General features: G+C 59.5%; 22 protein-coding genes. 15 read left to right on the top strand and 7 right to left on the bottom strand.

The annotated features are described in order from the left end of the window. The first annotated feature begins 41 nt into the window (after positions 1–41). Complete coding sequence (locus AC1DSG_RS14025) at positions 42–245, top strand: metallothionein (RefSeq protein ID WP_477791423.1); 204 nt, start codon at positions 42–44, stop codon at positions 243–245. A 15-nt stretch (positions 246–260) separates the two neighbouring features. Here AC1DSG_RS14025 and AC1DSG_RS14020 read toward each other — a convergent pair whose 3' ends face one another. After that, complete coding sequence (locus AC1DSG_RS14020; protein ID WP_477791422.1) at positions 261–488, bottom strand: DUF6555 family protein; 228 nt, start codon at positions 486–488, stop codon at positions 261–263. A 146-nt stretch (positions 489–634) separates the two neighbouring features. Here AC1DSG_RS14020 and AC1DSG_RS14015 point away from each other — a divergent pair, with 146 nt between their 5' ends. From AC1DSG_RS14015 to mnmH, 5 genes are all read left to right on the top strand, one after another. After that, a complete protein-coding gene (locus AC1DSG_RS14015; protein ID WP_477791421.1) occupies positions 635–1,414 on the top strand; it encodes an AraC family transcriptional regulator in 780 nt (259 codons plus the stop codon). A gap of 231 nt (positions 1,415–1,645) precedes the next feature. After that, positions 1,646–1,819: a DUF1427 family protein gene (locus tag AC1DSG_RS14010; RefSeq protein WP_477791420.1), complete on the top strand. Its 174-nt coding sequence runs from the start codon at positions 1,646–1,648 to the stop codon at positions 1,817–1,819. A gap of 28 nt (positions 1,820–1,847) precedes the next feature. After that, positions 1,848–2,804: a quinone oxidoreductase family protein gene (locus AC1DSG_RS14005; RefSeq protein WP_477791419.1), complete on the top strand. Its 957-nt coding sequence runs from the start codon at positions 1,848–1,850 to the stop codon at positions 2,802–2,804. 191 nt (positions 2,805–2,995) lie between these two features. Further along, positions 2,996–4,030: a selenide, water dikinase SelD gene (selD, locus tag AC1DSG_RS14000; RefSeq protein WP_477791418.1), complete on the top strand. Its 1,035-nt coding sequence runs from the start codon at positions 2,996–2,998 to the stop codon at positions 4,028–4,030. Then, positions 4,030–5,133, top strand: a complete 1,104-nt coding sequence (gene mnmH / locus AC1DSG_RS13995; RefSeq protein ID WP_477791417.1) for a tRNA 2-selenouridine(34) synthase MnmH — start codon at positions 4,030–4,032, stop codon at positions 5,131–5,133. Before selD ends, mnmH begins: the two co-directional genes overlap by 1 nt. Before the next feature lie 175 nt (positions 5,134–5,308). Here mnmH and AC1DSG_RS13990 read toward each other — a convergent pair whose 3' ends face one another. After that, on the bottom strand, positions 5,309–5,983 hold the full coding sequence (locus AC1DSG_RS13990; RefSeq protein WP_477791416.1) for a histidine phosphatase family protein: 675 nt from the start codon (positions 5,981–5,983) through the stop codon (positions 5,309–5,311). 370 nt (positions 5,984–6,353) lie between these two features. Between AC1DSG_RS13990 and AC1DSG_RS13985 the strand changes: the two genes are divergently transcribed. The 3 genes from AC1DSG_RS13985 (at position 6,354) to hemB (ending at position 9,044) form a co-directional block, all read left to right on the top strand. After that, complete coding sequence (locus AC1DSG_RS13985) at positions 6,354–7,052, top strand: glutathione binding-like protein (RefSeq protein ID WP_477791415.1); 699 nt, start codon at positions 6,354–6,356, stop codon at positions 7,050–7,052. Positions 7,053–7,076: 24 nt separating this feature from the next. Further along, positions 7,077–7,919, top strand: coding sequence for a PhzF family phenazine biosynthesis protein (locus AC1DSG_RS13980; protein WP_477791414.1), 843 nt, complete (start codon positions 7,077–7,079; stop codon positions 7,917–7,919). A gap of 150 nt (positions 7,920–8,069) precedes the next feature. Then, the gene (gene hemB / locus AC1DSG_RS13975) at positions 8,070–9,044 is read left to right on the top strand and encodes a porphobilinogen synthase (protein ID WP_477791413.1); all 975 of its coding nucleotides are present in this window, start codon (positions 8,070–8,072) and stop codon (positions 9,042–9,044) included. A gap of 139 nt (positions 9,045–9,183) precedes the next feature. On the opposite strand, the gene AC1DSG_RS13970 is transcribed toward hemB, so the two are convergent. Beyond that, on the bottom strand, positions 9,184–10,719 hold the full coding sequence (locus AC1DSG_RS13970) for an FAD-dependent oxidoreductase (RefSeq protein WP_477791412.1): 1,536 nt from the start codon (positions 10,717–10,719) through the stop codon (positions 9,184–9,186). A gap of 186 nt (positions 10,720–10,905) precedes the next feature. Between AC1DSG_RS13970 and AC1DSG_RS13965 the strand changes: the two genes are divergently transcribed. Beyond that, positions 10,906–12,000 (top strand): DUF1615 domain-containing protein, encoded by a 1,095-nt coding sequence (locus tag AC1DSG_RS13965; RefSeq protein ID WP_477791411.1) that lies wholly within the window; start codon positions 10,906–10,908, stop codon positions 11,998–12,000. 80 nt (positions 12,001–12,080) lie between these two features. Here AC1DSG_RS13965 and AC1DSG_RS13960 read toward each other — a convergent pair whose 3' ends face one another. Next, positions 12,081–12,560 (bottom strand): phage infection protein, encoded by a 480-nt coding sequence (locus AC1DSG_RS13960; protein WP_477791410.1) that lies wholly within the window; start codon positions 12,558–12,560, stop codon positions 12,081–12,083. Positions 12,561–12,815: 255 nt separating this feature from the next. On the opposite strand from AC1DSG_RS13960, the gene AC1DSG_RS13955 reads away from it, so the two are divergent. Continuing rightward, positions 12,816–13,439, top strand: a complete 624-nt coding sequence (locus tag AC1DSG_RS13955) for a glutathione S-transferase (RefSeq protein WP_477791409.1) — start codon at positions 12,816–12,818, stop codon at positions 13,437–13,439. 43 nt (positions 13,440–13,482) lie between these two features. Here the strand turns inward: AC1DSG_RS13955 and AC1DSG_RS13950 are convergent, their stop codons facing one another. Further along, positions 13,483–13,923 (bottom strand): CBS domain-containing protein, encoded by a 441-nt coding sequence (locus AC1DSG_RS13950; RefSeq protein ID WP_007944798.1) that lies wholly within the window; start codon positions 13,921–13,923, stop codon positions 13,483–13,485. Positions 13,924–14,218: 295 nt separating this feature from the next. On the opposite strand from AC1DSG_RS13950, the gene AC1DSG_RS13945 reads away from it, so the two are divergent. Further along, positions 14,219–16,579: a DNA polymerase II gene (locus AC1DSG_RS13945; protein ID WP_477791408.1), complete on the top strand. Its 2,361-nt coding sequence runs from the start codon at positions 14,219–14,221 to the stop codon at positions 16,577–16,579. Here AC1DSG_RS13945 and AC1DSG_RS13940 read toward each other — a convergent pair. Continuing rightward, complete coding sequence (locus tag AC1DSG_RS13940) at positions 16,544–17,014, bottom strand: DUF1810 domain-containing protein (RefSeq protein WP_477791407.1); 471 nt, start codon at positions 17,012–17,014, stop codon at positions 16,544–16,546. The two genes, AC1DSG_RS13945 and AC1DSG_RS13940, sit on opposite strands and share 36 nt — an antisense overlap. Positions 17,015–17,044: 30 nt before the next feature. Next, positions 17,045–17,866, bottom strand: coding sequence for an aldo/keto reductase (locus tag AC1DSG_RS13935; protein ID WP_477791406.1), 822 nt, complete (start codon positions 17,864–17,866; stop codon positions 17,045–17,047). 233 nt (positions 17,867–18,099) lie between these two features. On the opposite strand from AC1DSG_RS13935, the gene AC1DSG_RS13930 reads away from it, so the two are divergent. From AC1DSG_RS13930 to AC1DSG_RS13920, 3 genes are all read left to right on the top strand, one after another. After that, positions 18,100–18,849, top strand: a complete 750-nt coding sequence (locus AC1DSG_RS13930) for a hypothetical protein (protein WP_477791405.1) — start codon at positions 18,100–18,102, stop codon at positions 18,847–18,849. A 169-nt stretch (positions 18,850–19,018) separates the two neighbouring features. After that, positions 19,019–19,804: a sulfite exporter TauE/SafE family protein gene (locus tag AC1DSG_RS13925; RefSeq protein ID WP_477791404.1), complete on the top strand. Its 786-nt coding sequence runs from the start codon at positions 19,019–19,021 to the stop codon at positions 19,802–19,804. Between the two features lie 368 nt (positions 19,805–20,172). Then, positions 20,173–20,559, top strand: a 387-nt coding sequence (locus AC1DSG_RS13920) for a hypothetical protein (RefSeq protein WP_477791403.1), incomplete at its 3' end; no start/stop codon positions are given.

Genomic DNA, 20,559 nt, shown 5'->3' with positions numbered 1-20,559 from the left:
GTTTGCGGCACCCCGACGACCACACCAATGGAGTCCGACTCATGATCAGCAGTGACGATAAATGCGATTGCCCCAAATGCTCGTGCAAGCTGGGCGAGCATCCCATCGCCCGCCACGGCAAACACTATTGCTGCGAAGCCTGCGCCAAGCACCATGAACACGGCGAAGAATGCTCCATTTACGACTGCTTCGCAGCCGGACGCAGGCTCCGCCAGCTGCTACGGATCGTGTTGTTTGTTAAATGATCGGACTCGACTTTTTTAACTCGCCGGCCGCCACGTGACATTTTCGACGCCGAACTTTTCCGCCATCGGTTTGCTGGTCTTTTGCACCTTCTCCCGGCCGAATCGGGGAATCCTCCCCACGCCCGCATCGCAACTTGCCCAATGCCAGGCTTCCGCGTTGTCCATCTTCTCCAGGCGGATGATGAATGACTTGGGGGAGCCATGAAGGGTGTATTCAATGACGAAAAGTTTTGCGCTGTTCATAAAGCCCGTATTCCTCCCTGTGGTAATAGAAGGATCGCTGGGGGCATGGAAAATTCACTCTGATTGTCAGGCGGTGGCGGCCAGTGGCGACAAGGCGTTCGGCTGGTTACCATGCAAGACCCGAAACCCTCAATGATTGCTGCCCCATGGCCCTTGCCGTACCTCCCGACCTGAGTGACACCGATGTGCCCGTGCAACCGCTGGCGCGCACCTATCCGCGCGGCCTGTTTATCGAGCCGCACGAGCATGTCTGGGGCCAGTTGCTGTATGCGATGAGCGGGGTGATGTGGGTCGAAACGCCCCATGAGGCGTTGGTGGTGCCGCCGCAACGGGCGGTGTGGCTGCCACCGGGCGTACCCCATGGGATTCGCGTGGTCTCGGATTTGCAGATGCGCAACATCTACCTGAGGCCTTCCCTGGCGGCGACGCTGGACGACAGGGTCCAGGTCATCGAAGTCGGCGGCTTGCTGCGTGAGTTGATTATCGGGTTGGTGGCGCAGGGCGATGACGGCGCCCCCGAGTATTACGAAGCGTTGGTCGGCCTGGCATTGCTGGAGCTGCGACGTGCCAAGCGCTCCGAGCTGAAAATCCCCCTGCCGGATGATTCCGACCGACGCCTGATGAACCTCTGTCAGGCAGTCATGGCCGCGCCATCACTGGACATTCCTTTCGAGCAACACGCGGCAGACGCCGGTGCCAGCGTGCGCACCCTGGCGCGGTTGTTCAAGGACGGCTTGGGCATGGGCTTCGCCGAGTGGCGGCGTCAGGTGCAGCTGGCGACGGCGGTGGCCGAGCTGATTCAGGGTGTGCCGGTCAGCGCGATCGCCCGCGAGCTGGGCTATACGCCGAGCAGCTTCAGTGACATGTTCCGCCGTGAGTTGGGCGTCGCGCCCTCGCAATTTCCCAGCCATAACGAAACCCTGTAGCAGCTGGCGAAGCCCTGTGGGAGCGTGGCTTGCCCGCGATGGCGGCGGCACATTCAGCATTGGTATCACCTGACAGTCCGCCATCGCGAGCAGGCTCGCTCCCACAGGGGTTCGCCAACTACTACAGGTTTGTCATCGCCGCTTTGGCCGAAAAGCAGAAGCACTTGGCCGATGCCCGACGTGACCTCCCTCTAGACTCTGGGCCTACCTTAATTGCCCACGGAGTCCGCCATGAGCTACCTCATCTCGCTGGTCATCGGTCTGGGCGTCGGTTTGCTCTACGGCGCGCTGGATTTTCGTTCTCCCGCACCACCGGCCATCGCGCTGGTCGGGCTGCTCGGCATGCTGGCCGGCGAACAGTTGTGGCCCATGGGCCGGCAATGGGTGGCTGGCTGGATCTCCTGAACCGTCTATTTATTCATTGGAAACGCTCATGAAAGCATTGCAGTTCGACCAAACCGGCGACCTCTCGGCCTTGCGCTACGTTGACGTGCCCACCCCCGTTCCCGGCGCCGATGAAGTGCTGGTGCAGATCAAGGCCGCCGGCCTCAACCCCAGCGATGTGAAGAACGTGCTGGGACGTTTTCCCTACACCACGTTGCCACGGATCCCCGGTCGGGATTTTGCCGGTGTCGTGGTTGAAGGCCCGCAAGCGTTGATCGGCCAGGAAGTCTGGGGCACGGGGCGTGAGCTCGGGTTCTTTGCCGACGGCTCCCATGCGCAATACGTCAAACTGCCGGCCAATGGCGTGGCGCTCAAACCGACCCATCTGAGTTTTGCCCAGGCCGCCAGCCTCGGCGTGCCCTACAGCACGGCGTGGGATGCGTTGGAGCGCAGCCTGGTGACGGCGCAAACGCGGTTGTTGGTGATCGGCGGCGGGGCGGTGGGCTGTGCGGCGTTGGCGCTGGCCAAGGTGCGCGGCGCACAAGTATTGGCGGCGGCGCGGCGACCGGAGCAGGTCCAGCAATTGCAGGCTCAGGGTTATCAGACGTTGCAGTTGGATAAACCTGAGGAGTTGGGCTCTCAGGTGAACGCTGTGTATGCCGGCGGCGCCGATGTGATCTTCGACACCACCGGGTTCTGGCTGCCGGCCTCGGTCCCGGCACTGGCGACGTTCGGCCGCATCGCCATCATCGCCGCGCCGGTGGACGGCATGGTGCAGCTGCCGGCACTGGCGCTGTATCGCAAGGGTGGCTCGGTGGTGGGGATCAACTCGTTGCTGTACGGGGTTCAAGCGTGCGCGGCGATGCTCGATCAGTTTGGCCGGTTCTTCGATCAGGGGTTGTTGCCATTGCCCGAGGGGTTGTTTGAATCGCCGCTGGCGGATGGCTTGGAGCGCTATGCCGAAGTGAACCAGGGGGCCGGTGACAAGGTGATTCTGTTGCCATAGCTGACACTGATGTTGCTTGTGTCGGCCCCATCGCCAGCAGGCTGGCTCCCACAGTRGATCTCAGTCATACACAATAGCTGTGTTCACTGAAGATCYACTGTGGGAGCCAGCCTGCTGGCGATGAGGGCTTAACAGTCGACATCAATCTCGTCTGCTAGAATCGGCCGCATTGACCCCATAAGGTGCACCCCATGAGCGAGCCGATTCGTCTGACCCAATACAGCCACGGCGCAGGATGCGGTTGCAAAATCTCGCCTCAGGTTCTGGAAGTGATTCTGGCCGGTAGCGGGGCGCAGAACCTGGACCCGAAACTCTGGGTCGGCAATGCTTCGCGCGATGACGCGGCGGTGTACGCCATTGATGAAGAGCGCGGCGTGGTCTCCACCACAGACTTCTTCATGCCCATCGTCGACGACCCGTTCGATTTCGGCCGCATCGCCGCTACCAATGCCATCAGCGACATCTACGCCATGGGCGGCGATCCGCTGATGGCGATTGCGATCCTCGGCTGGCCAGTCAATGTGCTGGCGCCGGAAGTGGCCCGGGAAGTGATTCGTGGCGGACGTTCGGTCTGCGATGAGGCCGGGATTCCACTGGCGGGTGGACACTCGATTGATGCGCCGGAGCCGATCTTCGGCCTGGCGGTAACCGGGCTGGTGGAAAAGCGCCACATGAAGCGCAATGACACCGCCACGGCCGGGTGCCTGCTCTATCTGACCAAGCCACTGGGCATCGGCATCCTCACCACCGCCGAGAAAAAGGGCAAGTTGCGCACGGCCGACATCGGCCTGGCCCGCGACTGGATGTGCACCCTGAACAAACCCGGCAGCCGTTTCGGCAAGCTCGATGGCGTCACTGCGATGACTGACGTCACCGGGTTCGGGCTGCTGGGGCACCTGGTGGAAATGGCCGACGGAAGCAAACTCACCGCCCGCATCGAATACAACCGCGTGCCGCGCCTTCCGGGTGTCGAGTACTACCTCGAACAAGGCTGCGTGCCGGGCGGGACGCTGCGCAACTTCGACAGCTACGCCAGCAAGCTGGGTCGGCTTCAGGAACTGCACAAACGCGTGCTGTGCGATCCGCAAACCAGCGGTGGTCTGCTGATTGCGGTCACGCCCGAGGGCAATGAACGGTTCCTCGCGGTAGCGGCCGAGTTGGGCCTGAGCCTGGAACCGATCGGTGAACTGGTTGAGCGACAGACACACGCGGTTGAGGTGTTTTGATGTCGATCGACTTCACCAATTACCGCGACATCTTTCTCAACGACTGGCCGATGATGGATGCCCGCGCGCCAGTGGAATTCAGCAAGGGTTCATTCCCCGGCGTGGTCAACTTGCCGCTGATGAATGACAGCGAGCGCCAGCGCATCGGCACCTGTTACAAACAGCAGGGGCAGCAGGCGGCCATTACACTGGGGCATCAACTGGTGTCCGGCGAGATCAAGGCGGAACGTATCCAGGCCTGGGCCGATTTCGCCCGGGCGCACCCCGAGGGCTATTTGTATTGTTTTCGCGGTGGTTTGCGCTCGCAGATCGTCCAGCAGTGGCTCAAGGACGAGGCCGGCATTGACTATCCCCGGGTCGGTGGCGGCTATAAGGCCATGCGCACCTTCTTGCTCGACACCCTCGATCAGGCAGTTGCCCAGTGCGATTTCGTGTTGCTGGGCGGCATGACCGGCACCGGCAAGACTGAAGTGCTCACGCAGTTGAACAATGGAATCGACCTTGAAGGCCACGCCAATCATCGCGGCTCCAGCTTCGGCAAACGCGCGACCGGGCAACCGTCCAACATCGATTTTGAAAACCGTATGGCAGTGGATGTCCTGAAAAAACGCGCCCATGGCATCGAGCAGTTTGTGCTGGAGGACGAGAGCCGTGCGGTCGGCAGTTGCGCCTTGCCGTTGCCGCTGTATCAGGGCATGCARCAGTTTCCGATGATCTGGCTGGAAGACAGCCTTGAAGGGCGCGTCGAGAGGATTCTGCGCGACTACGTGGTGGACCTGTGCGCCGAATTCATTGGTGTGCATGGCGAGGAAGGGTTTGCGCGGTTTTCCGAGCGCTTGCTGGAAAGCCTGAACAACGTGCAGAAGCGTCTGGGCGGTGAACGCCATCGGCGGATGCTGATCTTGATGGAAGAGGCCTTGGCAGAGCAGGGCCGAAGCGGTGCGGTGGACTTGCACCGGGGCTGGATCGAAGGGCTGCTTCGCGAGTACTACGACCCGATGTATGCGTTTCAGCGAGAGAAGAAAGGGGCGCGGATTGAGTTTGCCGGGGAGAAGGCGGCAGTCCTGGAATACCTGCGGATGCGGGTCAACCAGCGAGAGTGAGGTTGTCTTTGCCGGCCCCTTCGCGAGCAGGCTCGCTCCCACAGTGGATCTCGGTCGTACCCAAAATCTGTGTTCACTGAAGATCTAATGTGGGAGCGAGCCGGCTCCGGGCGGCGTTCCGACGATAGGGCCCTTGCAGGCGCTACAAATCTTAGAGAAAAGCAGCCCCGACCGCTTAGGTCGGACACGTCTGCGACCCGTTATCCAGTCCTTGCTTGTAACTGTGACTGTCGAGGCTGGCCTTGCCGTTGCGCCAGGTCAGGGTCAGCACGTACACCGAATCGTAGTCGCTGGACTCCCAGTCCTCGGTGATGCTCTGTTTCTTGCCGACGGCTTCTCCGGCGACCTTGTTGATCAACTCTGGCAGGTAGCCATGGGACCAGGCGGTGTAGATGACGGAGTTGTGGTACTTGTCCTGCAGCAATTCGTCCGCCAGGTCGCTGGTGTCGTTAGCCGAGAAGTTGATGTTCACCGGCAAACCGAGCTTGATCGCGCTGGGGCTGATGGTCATCAGGGGACGGATGTAGCTGTAGGAGTTGTCCAGTTCACCTTCCTCGACATTGCGCGTCGGGTTGGCGGCAAACACATAGTTGGCCTTGCCGAATTTTTCCGGCAACAAGGTGGCCAGGTCGATGGCGCGGTTGAGACCCTGGCAATTGAGCTGGCCCAGACCGCCGGCGGGTTTTTCCGCGTGACGCAGGAACACCAGTGTCTGAGTGCCGTTTGCCTGTTGGGAGCGGCTTTCGCGGGACTGCAGCGTCACAAACAATGCGCTCGCCACCAGCACCGCCGGCAGAAGTACAAACGCATGGCGCCTGAAGCGTTTAGCGAATCTCAAAAGGTTGGTCATTGGTATAAGGGATCTTCAGCGTATTCGTTAAGGCTGACAAACCTTTACACCACAAGCTTCCAGCTTCGGGTGTTTTCCATGTCGTTGAGCCGGTCCGTGTCCGAAAGGGCATTGCTCAGAGTCCTCTGAAGCCCATTTGGTTCGCGTCCGACGAGTGCGCAGCACTGTATCGACAACCTTGAACGGGTGCAGCCCAGGTTATCGACAAAATGTTGCGAATTTGTGGACACCTTACACCTTTAGGCACTGGCAAAGTCTGAGATCTATCGATCGTGTTCATCAGCGGTTTCGATAACCCCCAAATATCGCAACCTGAAACCGGCGATCCTGGATTATGCTCAAGCCTTTCTTTTGGCGATGGATGCTCCCGATGACCGATCTGTCTGCGTTCCCGATTACCCGAAAATGGCCGGCTCAATACCCCGACTGGATCCAGCTTTACTCCTTGCCGACTCCCAATGGCGTCAAGGTGTCGATCATGCTTGAAGAGATCGGACTGCCCTACGAATCGCATCGGGTAGGGTTCGACACCCAAGACCAGATGTCGCCCGAGTTCCTGTCGCTGAACCCCAACAACAAAATCCCTGCGATCCTCGACCCCCATGGTCCCGACGACAAACCCCTGCCATTGTTCGAGTCCGGGGCGATTCTGATTTACCTCGCCGACAAGAGCGGGCAACTGCTGGCTCAGGAAACGGCGGCGCGGTACGAGACGATTCAATGGTTGATGTTTCAAATGGGCGGCATCGGGCCGATGTTCGGCCAGCTCGGTTTTTTCAACAAATTTGCCGGCAAGGACTATGAGGACAAACGGCCCCGCGACCGTTACGTCGATGAAAGTAAACGTTTGTTAAAGGTTTTGGATGGACGCCTTGAGGGACGCGACTGGATCATGGGCGAGCGCTACACCATCGCTGACATCGCGACATTCCCTTGGGTGCGCAACCTGATCGGCTTCTATGAGGCCGGCGAACTGGTGGGCATCAAGGACTTCAAGAACGTCACGCGGGTGCTGGAGCGCTTCCTGGCGCGGCCGGCGGTGATGCGCGGGCTGGAAATTCCTAAATAGAGTGCTTCACGAACAAGGACGACCATGCGTTCATTCGATTTCAAGCAAGTAGATGTCTTCAGCCCCGTCGCCCTCAAGGGCAATCCCTTGGCAGTGGTGTTTGGTGCGGACGAACTCAGTGATGAACGCATGGCGGCGTTCGCGACCTGGACCAACCTCAGTGAAACCACGTTCGTGCTGGAACCGCGCGATCCGCGGGCCGACTACCGCGTGCGGATCTTCACCACTCTGAACGAGCTGCCGTTCGCCGGTCATCCGACGCTGGGCACCTGCCATGCATGGCTGGAGGCGGGTGGCGTGCCCAAGGGCGAAGAGATCATTCAGGAGTGCGGTGTCGGGCTGGTACGGGTCCGCCGACAAGGCGCGGAACTGGCGTTTCTCGCGCCCCCCCTGATCAACGCCGGGCCGGTGGGCGCCGAGCTGGTGGAGCGCGTGCGACGCGGTCTTGGCCTGGAGGTCGGCGCGATCATCCGGGCGCAGTGGGTGGATAACGGTGCTGGCTGGTTGGCAGTCATGGTCGAGGACCGTCAGCAGGTGCTTGACTTGCAACCGGATCATTCGCAGATGCTTGGCTTGGCGGTCGGCGTGATCGCGCCATGTAATCCCGAGCGTGATGGCGATGCCGCGCAGTTCGAAGTACGGGCCTTCATCTCCGGGGACGGCATGCCGGAAGACCCGGCTACCGGCAGTTTGAACGCCGGGATTGCGCAGTGGTTGCTCGCCGAGGGACTGGCGCCAGCGTCCTATGTGGTCAGCCAGGGCCTGACGATGGGCCGGGCGGGGCGCATTCAGGTGGATCAAGTGGGCGATGAAATCTGGATTGGCGGTGCGGTGGTGACCTGCATCACTGGCACTCTGAAGATCTAGCCCGCCCTGTAGGGTTGTGTGGGAGGCGGGGGATTATTGTTGAAACGGTAAGGGGGTTTTTCGCGCCCGAGGTTTGTACCTTGCGCCTTGCAAGGCATAAGCTTCGCCCCCTACGACGTTCGTCTAATCCTCCGTTTTTCAGGAATGCCCATGTCCAGTCAGTTCCCCGAAGCACGTCCACGCCGCCTGCGCCGCAATGCGAGCCTGCGCAGCCTGTTCCAGGAAACCGAGTTCAGCCTGAACGATCTGGTACTGCCCATTTTCGTCGAAGAAGAAATCGACGATTTCGTACCGATCAAAAGCATGCCCGGTGTGATGCGTATTCCGGAGTCGAAACTGGCCGGAGAGATCGAGCGCTATGCCCGCGCGGGCATCAAGTCGGTCATGACCTTCGGCGTGTCCCATCATCTGGACAGCAGCGGCAGCGACACCTGGAGCGACAACGGGCTGGTGTCGCGCATGTCGCGAATCGCCAAGGATGCCGTGCCGGAGATGATTGTGATGTCCGACACCTGCTTTTGCGAATACACCGACCACGGTCATTGTGGCGTGATGCACAACCACGAAGTCGATAACGACCAGACCCTGATTAACCTCGGCAAACAAGCCGTGGCGGCGGCGCGGGCCGGCGCCGATGTGATTGCCCCGTCGGCGGCCATGGACGGGCAGGTCCAGGCGATTCGCCGAGCGCTGGATGACGCAGGTTTCACTCAGACGGCGATCATGGCCTATTCGACCAAGTTTGCTTCGGCGCTCTATGGCCCGTTCCGTGAAGCCGGCGGCAGCGCGCTCAAGGGCGACCGCAAAAGCTATCAGATGAACCCGATGAACCGCCGTGAAGCGGTGCGCGAATCGCTGATGGACGAACAGGAAGGTGCTGACGCACTGATGGTCAAGCCGGCCGGCGCGTACCTGGACATCATCCGCGATATCCGCGAGGTTTCGCGTTTGCCGCTGTCGGCGTATCAGGTCAGCGGCGAATACGCGATGATCAAATTCGCGGCACAAGCGGGGGCGATTGACGAGGATCGAGTGGTGCGTGAAAGCCTTGGGGCGATCAAGCGCGCGGGGGCGGATCTGATCTTCACCTACTTCGCAATGGACCTGGCCTTGGCCGGGATCTAAATCCCTACATAAATTGAATGTGGGAGCGGGCTTGCTCGCGAAGGCGATATATCAGTCACATCAATGTTGAATGTGCTATCGCCCTCGCGAGCAAGTCGAATCGTCGCACCGCCGCTCCCACATTTTTTACTGTGTTGAATCAGGGAGTGCCGAAGTAAGGCCGGATCCCGTGATGCTGGAAATACCGCTCAATCACCTTCGGATCGGAACACGTCTCGGCAATCGCCACGTACGTATCCGGTCGCAACAGATAAAACCCGTTACGCCCCAACCCCGCCGCTTCAAATGCCGGCCGCCAGTCGAACACCTGTAACGGCAGGTGATGCTCGTTGCACCAGGCGAGCATTTCGTCGCTGGTGTCGCCATAGACGTGCACCTGCCAGTTTGGATTCCTCAGCGATTCAAAGTTGTCGCCTTCGCTGTCATGCGCCCAGGGCAGGCGATCACCGCCATGAACGTGCCCGGCGACGCCTGTGCTCAATGGCATGCCGCGGTAGTTCAGGGTGATCTGCGAGACCGTACGAAACAGGAACTCGCGGGACGTCTCGAATGAGGCCAGTTTCGGAATCACGAAGGGTGCCAGCCGTGTACGCAACACATCGGCCATGCGCCCTTCGGCAGTCACGAAACTGAATACGCGATCGGTGGTGGCGACCAGTTTGCGGGCAAAGGCGATGCGCTCGGTTTCGTAGGTATCGAGCAGTCTCTCTTCGGCACCGCCACTCAACACCGCCGCGATTTTCCACGCAAGGTTGATCGCATCACCTATCCCGGTGTTCATGCCCTGACCACCGGCGGGGCTGTGAACGTGCGCCGCGTCGCCCAACAAAAACGCATGCCCGGTGCGAAAGTGATCGGCGACCCGGTGATGCACGCGATAGGTCGAGAACCAGTTCACCTGTTCGATCTGCACGTTCAGGTGTTCGATGGCCCGGCTGCTGACGTCTTCAAAGCGCAGGGTTTCAGCCAGGTCGGCGCGTTCGTCGCGCACCGTGCCGATCAACCGGGCGCGACCCGTACCGGCGAGGGGAAACACGGCGAGGAAGTCTGCCTCATCAAGGTCCACGTGCAATTCGCCATTGAAGGTCGGCCCGCTGGCTTGTACGTCGGCGACATAGAAAATCTGCTGATAGGTCCCGCCCGGGAAACCAGTGTCCAGGGTCTTGCGCACGACTGACCGAGCGCCATCGCACCCGGCCAGGTAGCAGGTCTGGCAGATTTCCTGTTGACCGTCGGGCAAGCGCAGTTGGACGGTGACCCCAGCGCCGGTGTCTTCGAAATACTCCAGCTCAGTGTTGCGCTCCACGTGGATGCCGAACGCTTCAAGGCGTGTTATCAACAGGCGTTCGTGCTCGTCTTGTGGGTAAATTTCGAGGAAGGCGTAAGGTGTCAGGCCTTCACCAATGCGGCTCAGGGGCAAACGCGCCACTGGTGCGCCTTTGACCCAGAAGTTCGCCGCCGCCACGCGATGACCGTTTTGCACCACGGCCTCGCTGAGGTCGAGCTGGCGATACAGCTCCAGCGTCCGCGCCTGGACCGCGAGTGCCCGCGAGGTAGTGCCGGGGGCTGAGGTCTTGTCGAGAATCCGCACGCGGATCCCCAGCTTGCTCAACCACAGCGCCAGTACCAGCCCGGTCGGGCCGGCGCCGACGATCAGTACGTCGCTACGAGTCATCAGCCTGTCCTCCTTGGTGCCTGGCTCAAGTATGGTCCACTTGCAAAGGGCAGGCAGGCTGACTGCCCAACGGAAAATGCGCCCGGCAGGCGTGACGATGGAACAGGGCGCGGCGGCTGGAGTCATAGCTTGCGCCATGCCATTGATCGTATGGTTAACCCGGCTCAACGGATTTGATGGAGCACCATGCAAGCCAATCGATGGATCACCGGTGTCGCGGCACTGTTGCTGCTGGCCGGTTGCGGCACCCAGCGCACGCTGGAACCGCCTGCGCGCAAGCCCGCCGAGGTCAAGGCCGAGATCGTGCGCCTGATGCCGGCCAAAACCACGGATCGTCAAGGTTGGGCCACGGACATCTACGCCGCATTCGCTGCGCAGAACATTTATCCGTCCACGCAAAACCTGTGCTCGGTGCTCGCCGTTACCGAGCAGGAATCCACGTTCCAGGTCGACCCGGCCGTGCCCGGTCTGGGCAAGATCGCCCGGGAGGAAATCGACCGTCGCGCCGCGAAAGTACACATCCCCAACCTGTTGATCAGCGGTGCGCTCAAGGTGAAATCACCCAATGGCAAAAGCTACAGCGAGCGTCTCAACGCGGCGCGCAGCGAAAAAGAGCTCAGCGCGATTTTCGATGACTTCATTGGCATGGTGCCCATGGGCAAGACCCTGTTTGGTGGCTTGAACCCGGTGCACACCGGCGGGCCTATGCAGGTCAGCATCGATTTCGCCGAGCAGCAAGCGCGGGGTTACCCGTATCCGGTGAACGGTTCGATTCGGCATGAAGTGTTCACTCGACGGGGCGGCATATACTTTGGCATTGCCCACTTGCTGGGTTACCCGGTGAGCTACACAGAACCGCTGTATCGTTTCGCTGATTTCAATGCCGGTTGGTACGCCAGCCGCAATGCGGCGTTTCAGAATGCGGTGAGTCGGGCATCAGGCATCCCGTTGACACTGGATGGCGATCTGGTGCGCTATGACTCGATCATGCCCGGCACCACCGAACTGGCGGTGCGCAGCCTCGGCAAGCAATTGGGTATGCGCAATATGACCATTCGCAATCAATTGGGAGAGGGCAAAAGTCTCAAATTCGAGGAGACCGAACTCTACCAGCGGGTGTTCGCGTTGGCCGATCAAGCCGAGGGCCGGCCATTGCCGCGCGCGGTGCTGCCGGGGATCGAGCTGCAAAGCCCGAAAATCACCCGCAAACTCACCACTGCGTGGTTCGCCAATCGGGTCGATGAGCGTTATCAGCGTTGCATGGTGCGGGCTGGCAAGTAACCTGACCCAAAAAACAGGCATAAAAAAACCCGGCGGGTCAGGCCGGGTTTTTCATYGAGTACTGCGGTAAAACCTTTCATTTATACCGCGCGGCTTTCGATCAGACGGTCGGAACCACCTTCGGCAACACGGTTCTGCATCAGGTGATCGGAGCCATCAGCGGCTACGCGGTTTTCGATCAGTCGGTCAGAACCGTCAGCGGCTACGCGGTTTTCGATCAGTCGGTCAGAACCGTCAGCGGCTACGCGGTTTTCGATCAGTCGGTCAGAACCGTCAGCGGCTACGCGGTTTTCGATGAGTCGGTCAGAACCATCAGCGGCTACGCGGTTTTCGATGAGTCGGTCAGAACCATCAGCGGCTACGCGGTTTTCAATCAAGCGATCCGAACCACCTTCAGCTACGCGGTTTTCAATCAAGCGATCCGAACCACCTTCAGCCACACGGCTTTCAATCAGACGATCCGAGCCACCTTCAGCGACTACAGGTTGAGCAGAGGTAGCGGCAAAAGCGTTAACTGCGAAAACCGAGAAAGCGATGCTGAGGAGGGTTTGGCGTTTCATGATGGTGTGCTCCGGGGTGTTGTTGGTTGGTATGGAGCGGATGTTACGCCGAGGATTTTTTATGAGAACTTCATTGATGTGATGGTGAACATCGACGGTATTGATAGGCGGGGTGAGTCGCCCCACGCGGGCGTGATGGTTCAGTCGTCGGATGGCACGGATAGGGTCAGCCAGCCCTTCTACACTGGGAGCGTGACCAGCAGATGACGCCTCTAATGATCTGATCCCATTCTTGTCTCGCCAGGAGGCCGCACCATGTACCAGCTTTATGGGCACCAGAACTCTGGCGCGGCGGCGATAGAAGCGGCGCTGGAGCTGTGTGACATTCCTTACCGCTTTATCGACGTCGAGTTGTCCTCGGAGGCCGCCCAGACACTGGAGAAACTCAACCGACTCAAGCAGATTCCGACGCTGCAACTGCCCGATGGCAGCGTTCTCACCGAAAGTGCCGCGATTCTGATTCATCTCGGGCTGACCTTTCCAAAGTCGAATCTGTTGCCGAAACTGCCCGCTGACCGCGATCAGGCGATCCGGGGCCTGGCGTACATCGTCAGCAATTGTTACGTGGCCATCGGCATTATCGATTACCCCGAACGCTGGTTGGCCGAGACGGATGAGGCGTCCAGACAAAATCTCATGGCCGGCGCCCGAGCGCGATTGCACTGGAGCTGGGAGGTATTTGCCGATCAGTTTTCCGGCGAGCTGTATCTGGGCGATGAAGCGCCGGGCGCGCTGGATGTGCTGGCGGCGGTGGTGTCCAGATGGGCGGGTAGCCGGGAGCATTTACGCAGCGCCCGACCCGGTTTTTTCGCGTGGCTGGAACGCATCGACCGGCACCCGACGCTGGCACCGGTCTTCGCCCGGCATTGGCCCGTCTGAACACCCAATAACAACTGTGGGAGCGAGCCAAGGTGTATCCGGATTATTCGCCGCGGATGTACTGCTCCAGCTGGCGAATCAGTTCCGCCTGTTCGGCAATGGCTTCCTTGACCAGGTCGCCGATGGACAGCAAGCCAATCAGCTTGCCGTTTTCCACCACCGGCAGGTGGCGCAGACGACGGTCGGACATGATGCCCAGGCACGTATCGACGGTTTGATGGGTATCCACGGTGATGACCGGGGACACCATGATGTCGCGCACCGGCGTGCCCACCGAAGAGCGGCCATGCAGCACCAGTTTGCGCGCGTAGTCGCGTTCACTGATGATGCCCAGCACTTCATCGTTTTCCACCACCAGCAAGGCGCCGACGTTTTTCTCGGCCATCTTCATCAGCGCTTCCAGCACCATATGATCAGGCTTGATCTGGTGCACTTCCTGATTCTTCTGATCTTTGAGCTTGAGCAGTTGGGCGACGGTTTTCATGGTGGCTTCTCGGGTGTTGTCGTTGTTCTTGAAGAATCGTAGACCCTAGCGCTGAGGGCAAGGGAGAAAGCGGCAGATAACACTCAAAAAACGCCATTCAGCGGTTTTTCTTCGATAAACGTTATCCATGGGCTCAGTAAATCCCTGTGGGAGCGAGCCTGCTCGCGATGGCGGTGGGTCAGCCAATACAAGTGGCGATGGGTACACCGCCATCGCGAGCAGGCTCGCTCCCACAGGTTTTATGTTTCGATGACGCGTAGAATTGCGGCCTGAATCAATACGTGAGGTTGCAGTGGTGGATTTACAGCAGGGCTTCGTCCTGACCCGGCATTGGCGCGACACCCCGGCCGGCACGGAAGTCGAGTTCTGGTTGGCGACCGATACCGGTCCCCGGCGTATCCGCCTGCCTCATCAACCGTCGGTGGCGTTCATTCCAGCGCAGCAGCGTGAGCAGGCAGAGCTTGTGTTGAACGGCGAGAAAAACGTCGAGCTCAAGCCCTTGGCCCTTGTGGATTTCGAGCACCGCCCGGTGCTCGGCCTGTATTGCCAGCAGCACGGTCAGTTGATGCGCCTGGAAACCGCGCTGCGCAAGGCCGGGGTCGAGATGTTCGAAGGCGATGTTCGCCCGCCGGAGCGCTACATGATGGAGCGGTTCATCACGGCGCCGGTTATCTTTGGCGGTACGCCCAATAGCGAGGGCCTGCTGCTCGACGCGCAGATGAAACCCGACCCGACCTACCGGCCCAAGCTGCGACTGGTCTCGCTGGACATCGAAACCACCGCTCAGGGCGAGTTGTACTCCATCGCCCTGGAAGGCTGCGGCGAGCGACAGGTGTACATGCTCGGGCCACCCAACGGCGACGCCAGCGCGGTGGATTTCCAGCTTGAATACTGCGACTCGCGAACCGTGCTGCTGAAAAAACTCAACGAATGGTTTGCCCGCCACGACCCCGACGCGATCATCGGCTGGAACGTCGTGCAGTTCGACCTGCGCGTTCTGCATGAACACGCCCGACGTCTGGGTGTACCGCTCAAACTTGGGCGCGGTGGCGAAGAGATGCAGTGGCGCGAACACGGTAGCCGCAATCATTACTTCGCGGCGGCGGCGGGGCGATTGATCATCGACGGCATTGAATCCTTGCGTTCGGCGACCTGGAACTTTCCCTCGTTCAGCCTGGAAAACGTCGCGCAAACCCTGCTGGGCGAGGGCAAGGCGATCAGCACGCCGTACCAGCGCATGGACGAAATCAACCGCATGTTCGCCGAGGACAAACCGGCCCTCGCCACCTACAACCTCAAAGACTGCGAGCTGGTGACACGGATTTTCGCCAAGACCGAACTGCTGAAATTTTTGCTGGAACGCGCCAGCGTCACCGGTTTGCCGGCGGATCGCAGCGGTGGCTCGGTGGCGGCGTTCACCCACCTTTACATGCCGCTGATGCACCGCCAGGGCTTTGTGGCGCCGAACCTTGGCAGCAAGTCACCGCAGGCCAGCCCTGGCGGTTTTGTCATGGACTCGCAACCGGGCCTGTACGAGTCGGTGCTGGTGCTCGACTACAAGAGTCTTTATCCGTCGATCATCCGCACCTTCCTGATCGACCCGGTCGGGCTGATCGAAGGCTTGCAGCATCCCGACGACAGCGACTCCGTACCGGGTTTCCGCGGGGCACGTTTTTCCAGAACCCGGCATTGCCTGCCCGCCATCGTCGCCCGGGTGGCCGAGGGCCGCGAAACCGCCAAGCGCGAACACAACGCGCCACTGTCCCAGGCGCTGAAAATCATCATGAATGCCTTCTACGGCGTACTCGGCTCCAGCGGTTGCCGCTTCTTCGACACACGGCTGGCATCGTCCATCACCTTGCGCGGCCACGAGATCATGCTGCGCACCCGACAGCTGATCGAAGCCCAGGGCCACACGGTGATTTACGGTGACACCGACTCCACGTTCGTCTGGCTGCGCCGCGCCCACGGACAAGAGGAGGCCGCGCAGATCGGACATGCGTTGGTGGACCACGTCAACCAGTGGTGGCGCGAACATGTACGCGAGGAATACGGGCTGGAAAGCGCGTTGGAGTTGCAGTTCGAAACCCACTACAAACGTTTCCTGATGCCGACCATCCGAGGCGCGGAGGAGGGCAGCAAGAAGCGTTACGCCGGCCTGGTCACCCGCGCCGATGGCAGTGATGAAATGGTCTACAAAGGCCTGGAAACCGTGCGCACCGACTGGTCACCGCTGGCCCGGCAATTCCAGCAGGAACTGTACTCACGGATCTTCCATCGCAAGCCTTATCAGGATTACGTACGCGATTACGTGCAAAAGACCCTGGCCGGCGAGTTCGACGACCGCCTGATCTACCGCAAGCGTCTGCGCCGCACCCTCGACGATTACGAGCGCAACGTGCCGCCCCATGTGCGTGCCGCACGCATCGCCGATGACTTCAACGACCGGCAGGGCCGTCCGCGTCAGTACCAGAACGGCGGCTGGATCAGCTACGTGATCACCGTCGCCGGACCCGAGCCGCTGGAGATTCGCAGCGCCCCCATCGACTACGATCACTATGTCACCCGGCAACTGCAACCGGTGGCGGACGCAATCCTGCCGTTTGTGGATGACGACTTCTCAACCCTGATTGGTGGGCAAATGGGCCTGTTTTAAGTCCAGCAACGACAGCGTCCAGTCATCCCGTATGCCGTGGAAATACTGGTCAAGTGCCCGATGGAAAAGGCTGTTTTCGGGGGAGGCCTGGGCAAACAGCGTCATTGAAGAGTGAAACTTGAGGTCATCGGGATGGCCGAAAATTTCGGCGATCGAGCGATGTTTGACGTTCAGGACCAACTGGGTGCAGGTTTGCAGTCGTGGACCCAGCAGTGGATGGTTCAGGTACGCCACGGCTTCCTCTTTGGAGCGTATGGCAAAGTATCGGGACATCTCGCTCCCGCCCAGGCCGGCGAGTTGCGGAAAGATGAACCACATCCAGTGACGGCGTTTTTTACCGGCAATCAGTTCTTCCCGGACCCACTCGAATACCGGGTCTTGAGCCTTGACGAAACGTGGCAAGTTAAAAGCATCGAGCGCATCGGTGCTTCTCATGCAGAAACCCTCTGACAATACGGCGCTGGCTCAGACCATGGCCAATCGCTGTTTGCGTTGTGGCGCGTGAAACGCGTGGTCCAGCGCCTCCAGATCCCCGGGATCGAGCTCCACTTGCGGGGCTTGTGCATTCAATTGTAGATGGTCAGGTTTGACTGCTTTGGGGATAGCGATCACACCTTTGTGCCGCAGGATCCATGCCAGCGCGATCTGGGCCGTTGTCACCTCGTGACGGGCTGCAATCTTTTCAAGCGCTGGATGGGCGAGCATTTCCCCACCCTGACCGATTGGGCAGTACGCCATCAATGGCTGCCGATGCTGCTGACTCCAGGGCAGCAAATCAAATTCGATGCCGCGCTCTTCCAGGTTATACATCACCTGATTGGTGGCGCAGGCCGGTGAGTTCAGTTCGTGCAGGTCGTCCATATCGAAATTGGACACGCCCCAACGACCAATCTTGCCATCTTCACGCAGGCGCTCGAAGGCTTCAACGGTTTCCTCCAGGGGATACTGGCCGCGCCAGTGCAGCAGGTACAAATCGATGTAATCGGTCTTCAAACGCCGAAGGCTGCGCTCGCAGGCCTGGGGAACACCTTGGCAGCTGGCGTTGTGAGGGTAGACCTTGCTGACCAGAAAGACCTTGTCGCGCAGACCGCTAATGGCTTCAGCGACGACTTCCTCGGCGCCGCCTTCTGCGTACATTTCAGCCGTATCAATCAGCGTCATGCCCAACTCGATGCCCAGGCGCAGGGCCGAGACTTCACGCGCGTACGCCGAGGGATCCTCACCCATACGCCAAGTACCCTGGCCGATGACCGGTACGGTGACACCAGCCAATTCGAGCGTGCGCATGAAAACCTCCTGTACGAGACTGGGTGAATACTAGGTTGGCAGCAAAATTACCCAGTGGTTCCGCAGAGCGACATATTTGCGCCCATAGTGAACACAACGAAATTCTGGCTCTCGGGGGTATGGTCTGCGTGTTCACGGATCACCGGCACCGCACTTTTTTACCTTTGGTGGCTCTCTCCTTGGGCAGCCGGCGGCGATCCCCTCCGCTGGCCCATGCCCAAGTTCAAGAACCCATGGCTCGAGTTTTACCCCGAATCACCCCACCGATCCACCGTCGTTGCGTGCTCCTGGCTTGCCTGGCGATGCTCTTTGTCACCGGTTGCAGTCAGCAGCCGGGCAATGACATCGTCAGCCAGTTCCGCGAAGGCCGCCCCCAGGAGTTTCTCCAGACCAGCGTTGACCGCATGGCCACGCTGGCGATGCGTGACAATCTCAACAGCCTCTACTTGTTGATGAGCAAGCTCTATTTGCGCAACCCCGATGAGCTGAAGAAGTCCGGCTTCCTTGACGCCCGCACGGCTGGAAAGCAAGTGCGCATGGCCATCGAAGAGCAACAGCCACTGCCCACCCTTGGCGGCAAAAAAGACCTGGCGGCGCTCAGGTATGCCATGAGCCCGGAGTTTCTCGGTGACCGGGTAGGAGCCTTCATTTATGCCATCGGCAGCATGTTGGTGACTGCTCACGGCAATCGTCTGGAGTTCTACATGACGGATGCGATCAACCCGACGTTCGTCAGCAATGCCGCGCGCAACATCGAGATAGCCACGTGGATTCTCAGTCAACGGCAAAACAAACAAGGCGAACCGTTGCTTTTCTCCAATGAAATCTCGGAGGAGGGCAGCAACCTGAGTTTTGCCGTGGAATTCGGCAAGATCGTTGCGCGGCTGGACTTGTTGACGCAGATGCTGGACGAGCGCTACCGGCGCATCGGCTTGAACTACGCGCAGAGTCTGCTGTTTCTGAATTTCCTGCCGGTGCAATAAACAAGGAATGACACAACCTGTAGCAGCTGTGACTCCATCCGCTCCCACAGGGGATTTTTGTGCGCAGAAATTTAGGGTTATAACGATAGTCCGCATCGATATAAGTGGTTATAAGAAAAATCGCTATGCTGCGGGCCAGATTTCTCCTGCAGTCTTTGTGGATGTATCAATGGATTTAGTGAACATCGGGTTGGTCGTTGCCGGGTTGGTGGTTGGCTTTATTGTTGGCATGACTGGCGTCGGTGGTGGGTCGTTGATGACCCCGATTCTGCTGTGGTTCGGCATCAACCCGGCGACGGCGGTCGGTACCGATCTGCTGTACGCGGCGATCACCAAATCCAGTGGCGTGCTGGTTCACAGGAAAAACAACAACATCGATTGGGCGATTACCGGCTGGCTGACCCTTGGCAGCGTGCCGGCCGTGGCGTTGACGCTGTGGTTCCTGAGCAGCTTGCACACTGCGCCTGAAACGATGAATGCCATCATCAAGCAGGCTCTGGGCTTCGTCCTGTTCGCCACGGCGCTGGCGATCCTCTTCAAGAAGCGCCTGCTTGAGTTTGCGCACAATCGTGCCGGTGGCAACTACAACCCCAGTGGCAAGCGCCTCAACGTAATGACGGTCATCACCGGCGTGGTGCTGGGCACCATGGTTGCGCTGACGTCCATCGGTGCTGGAGCCCTTGGCACAGTGGCACTGTTCATCCTGTATCCGCTGCTGCCAACCCGTCGCCTCGTCGGTACGGAAATCGCCCACGCCGTACCGCTGACCTTGGTCGCCGGGCTTGGTCATGCGAGCATGGGCAACATGGACTGGCACGTGCTGGGTTACCTGCTGATCGGCTCGCTACCGGGTATCTGGTTGGGCAGTCATTTGACCGGCAAGATTTCCGATGAAGTGCTGCGTCCTTGCCTGGCGACGATGTTGGTGCTGATTGGCTATAAACTGGCGTTCTAGCGTTTACCAGAGGCGATTTTGTAAAGTTTAGCCCATACGGCTTGGCTGCGGAGGAGGGTCACGGTGGCTGAAAGCGAAATCACGCTTGAACCGTCAGGGAGGAAACCTTCCGAAGTTTTAACATTTCGACCGTCCCCTTCAGGCGCTCATCCTGATAGGGGCATGATCATGATGACCCCAAATAAGCCGGCGGAGCTGCTGCCGTATAGCTGGGCACCGTTACGCAACCTGTAAGGCCGTTCGATTACGGTGTTAAATATCCAATCGTTATTAGACCGTATATCCGAAGAACGTCTGGATTTGTATAGATGACTAAAATTTAGAGKGGGATTACTTCAACGCGCCTTTGTCAGGCGGGAGGTTTTCCAATGAAAATCGAATCTTCACTGGTGTTGATGGTAGCGGTAGGGTGGATCTGCGTGGCTTTATCAGCTCCGAAGCAAATCGTCACCGTTCACTTGAACGCAACTATTTACAATACCGCGCATATCGCTCAGGCTGTTCTAACTCCCATGAACAGTAGTCAGACGCAGCTCACATTGCTCGTGGGTGGTGTACCCGATGACACCTTAACCCCGGCGCACTTGTATACCTACCTCTACTCGGGAAGCTGTGCCAAGCATGAACCGAAACCAGCCTATTCACTCAACAACCTAATTACTGACAACCTCAGCGACCATGCTGTTATCCAATTCGATAAGACTGTGCCTCTGGGTTACGACACTCTGCGTTCCGGGCATTACGCGTTGGTGGTG

The sequence above is a fragment of the Pseudomonas sp. P5_A12 genome (assembly GCF_056400685.1).
Note: the sequence above shows the minus strand (reverse complement) of the source record. Positions and strands in the feature narration are given on the sequence as shown.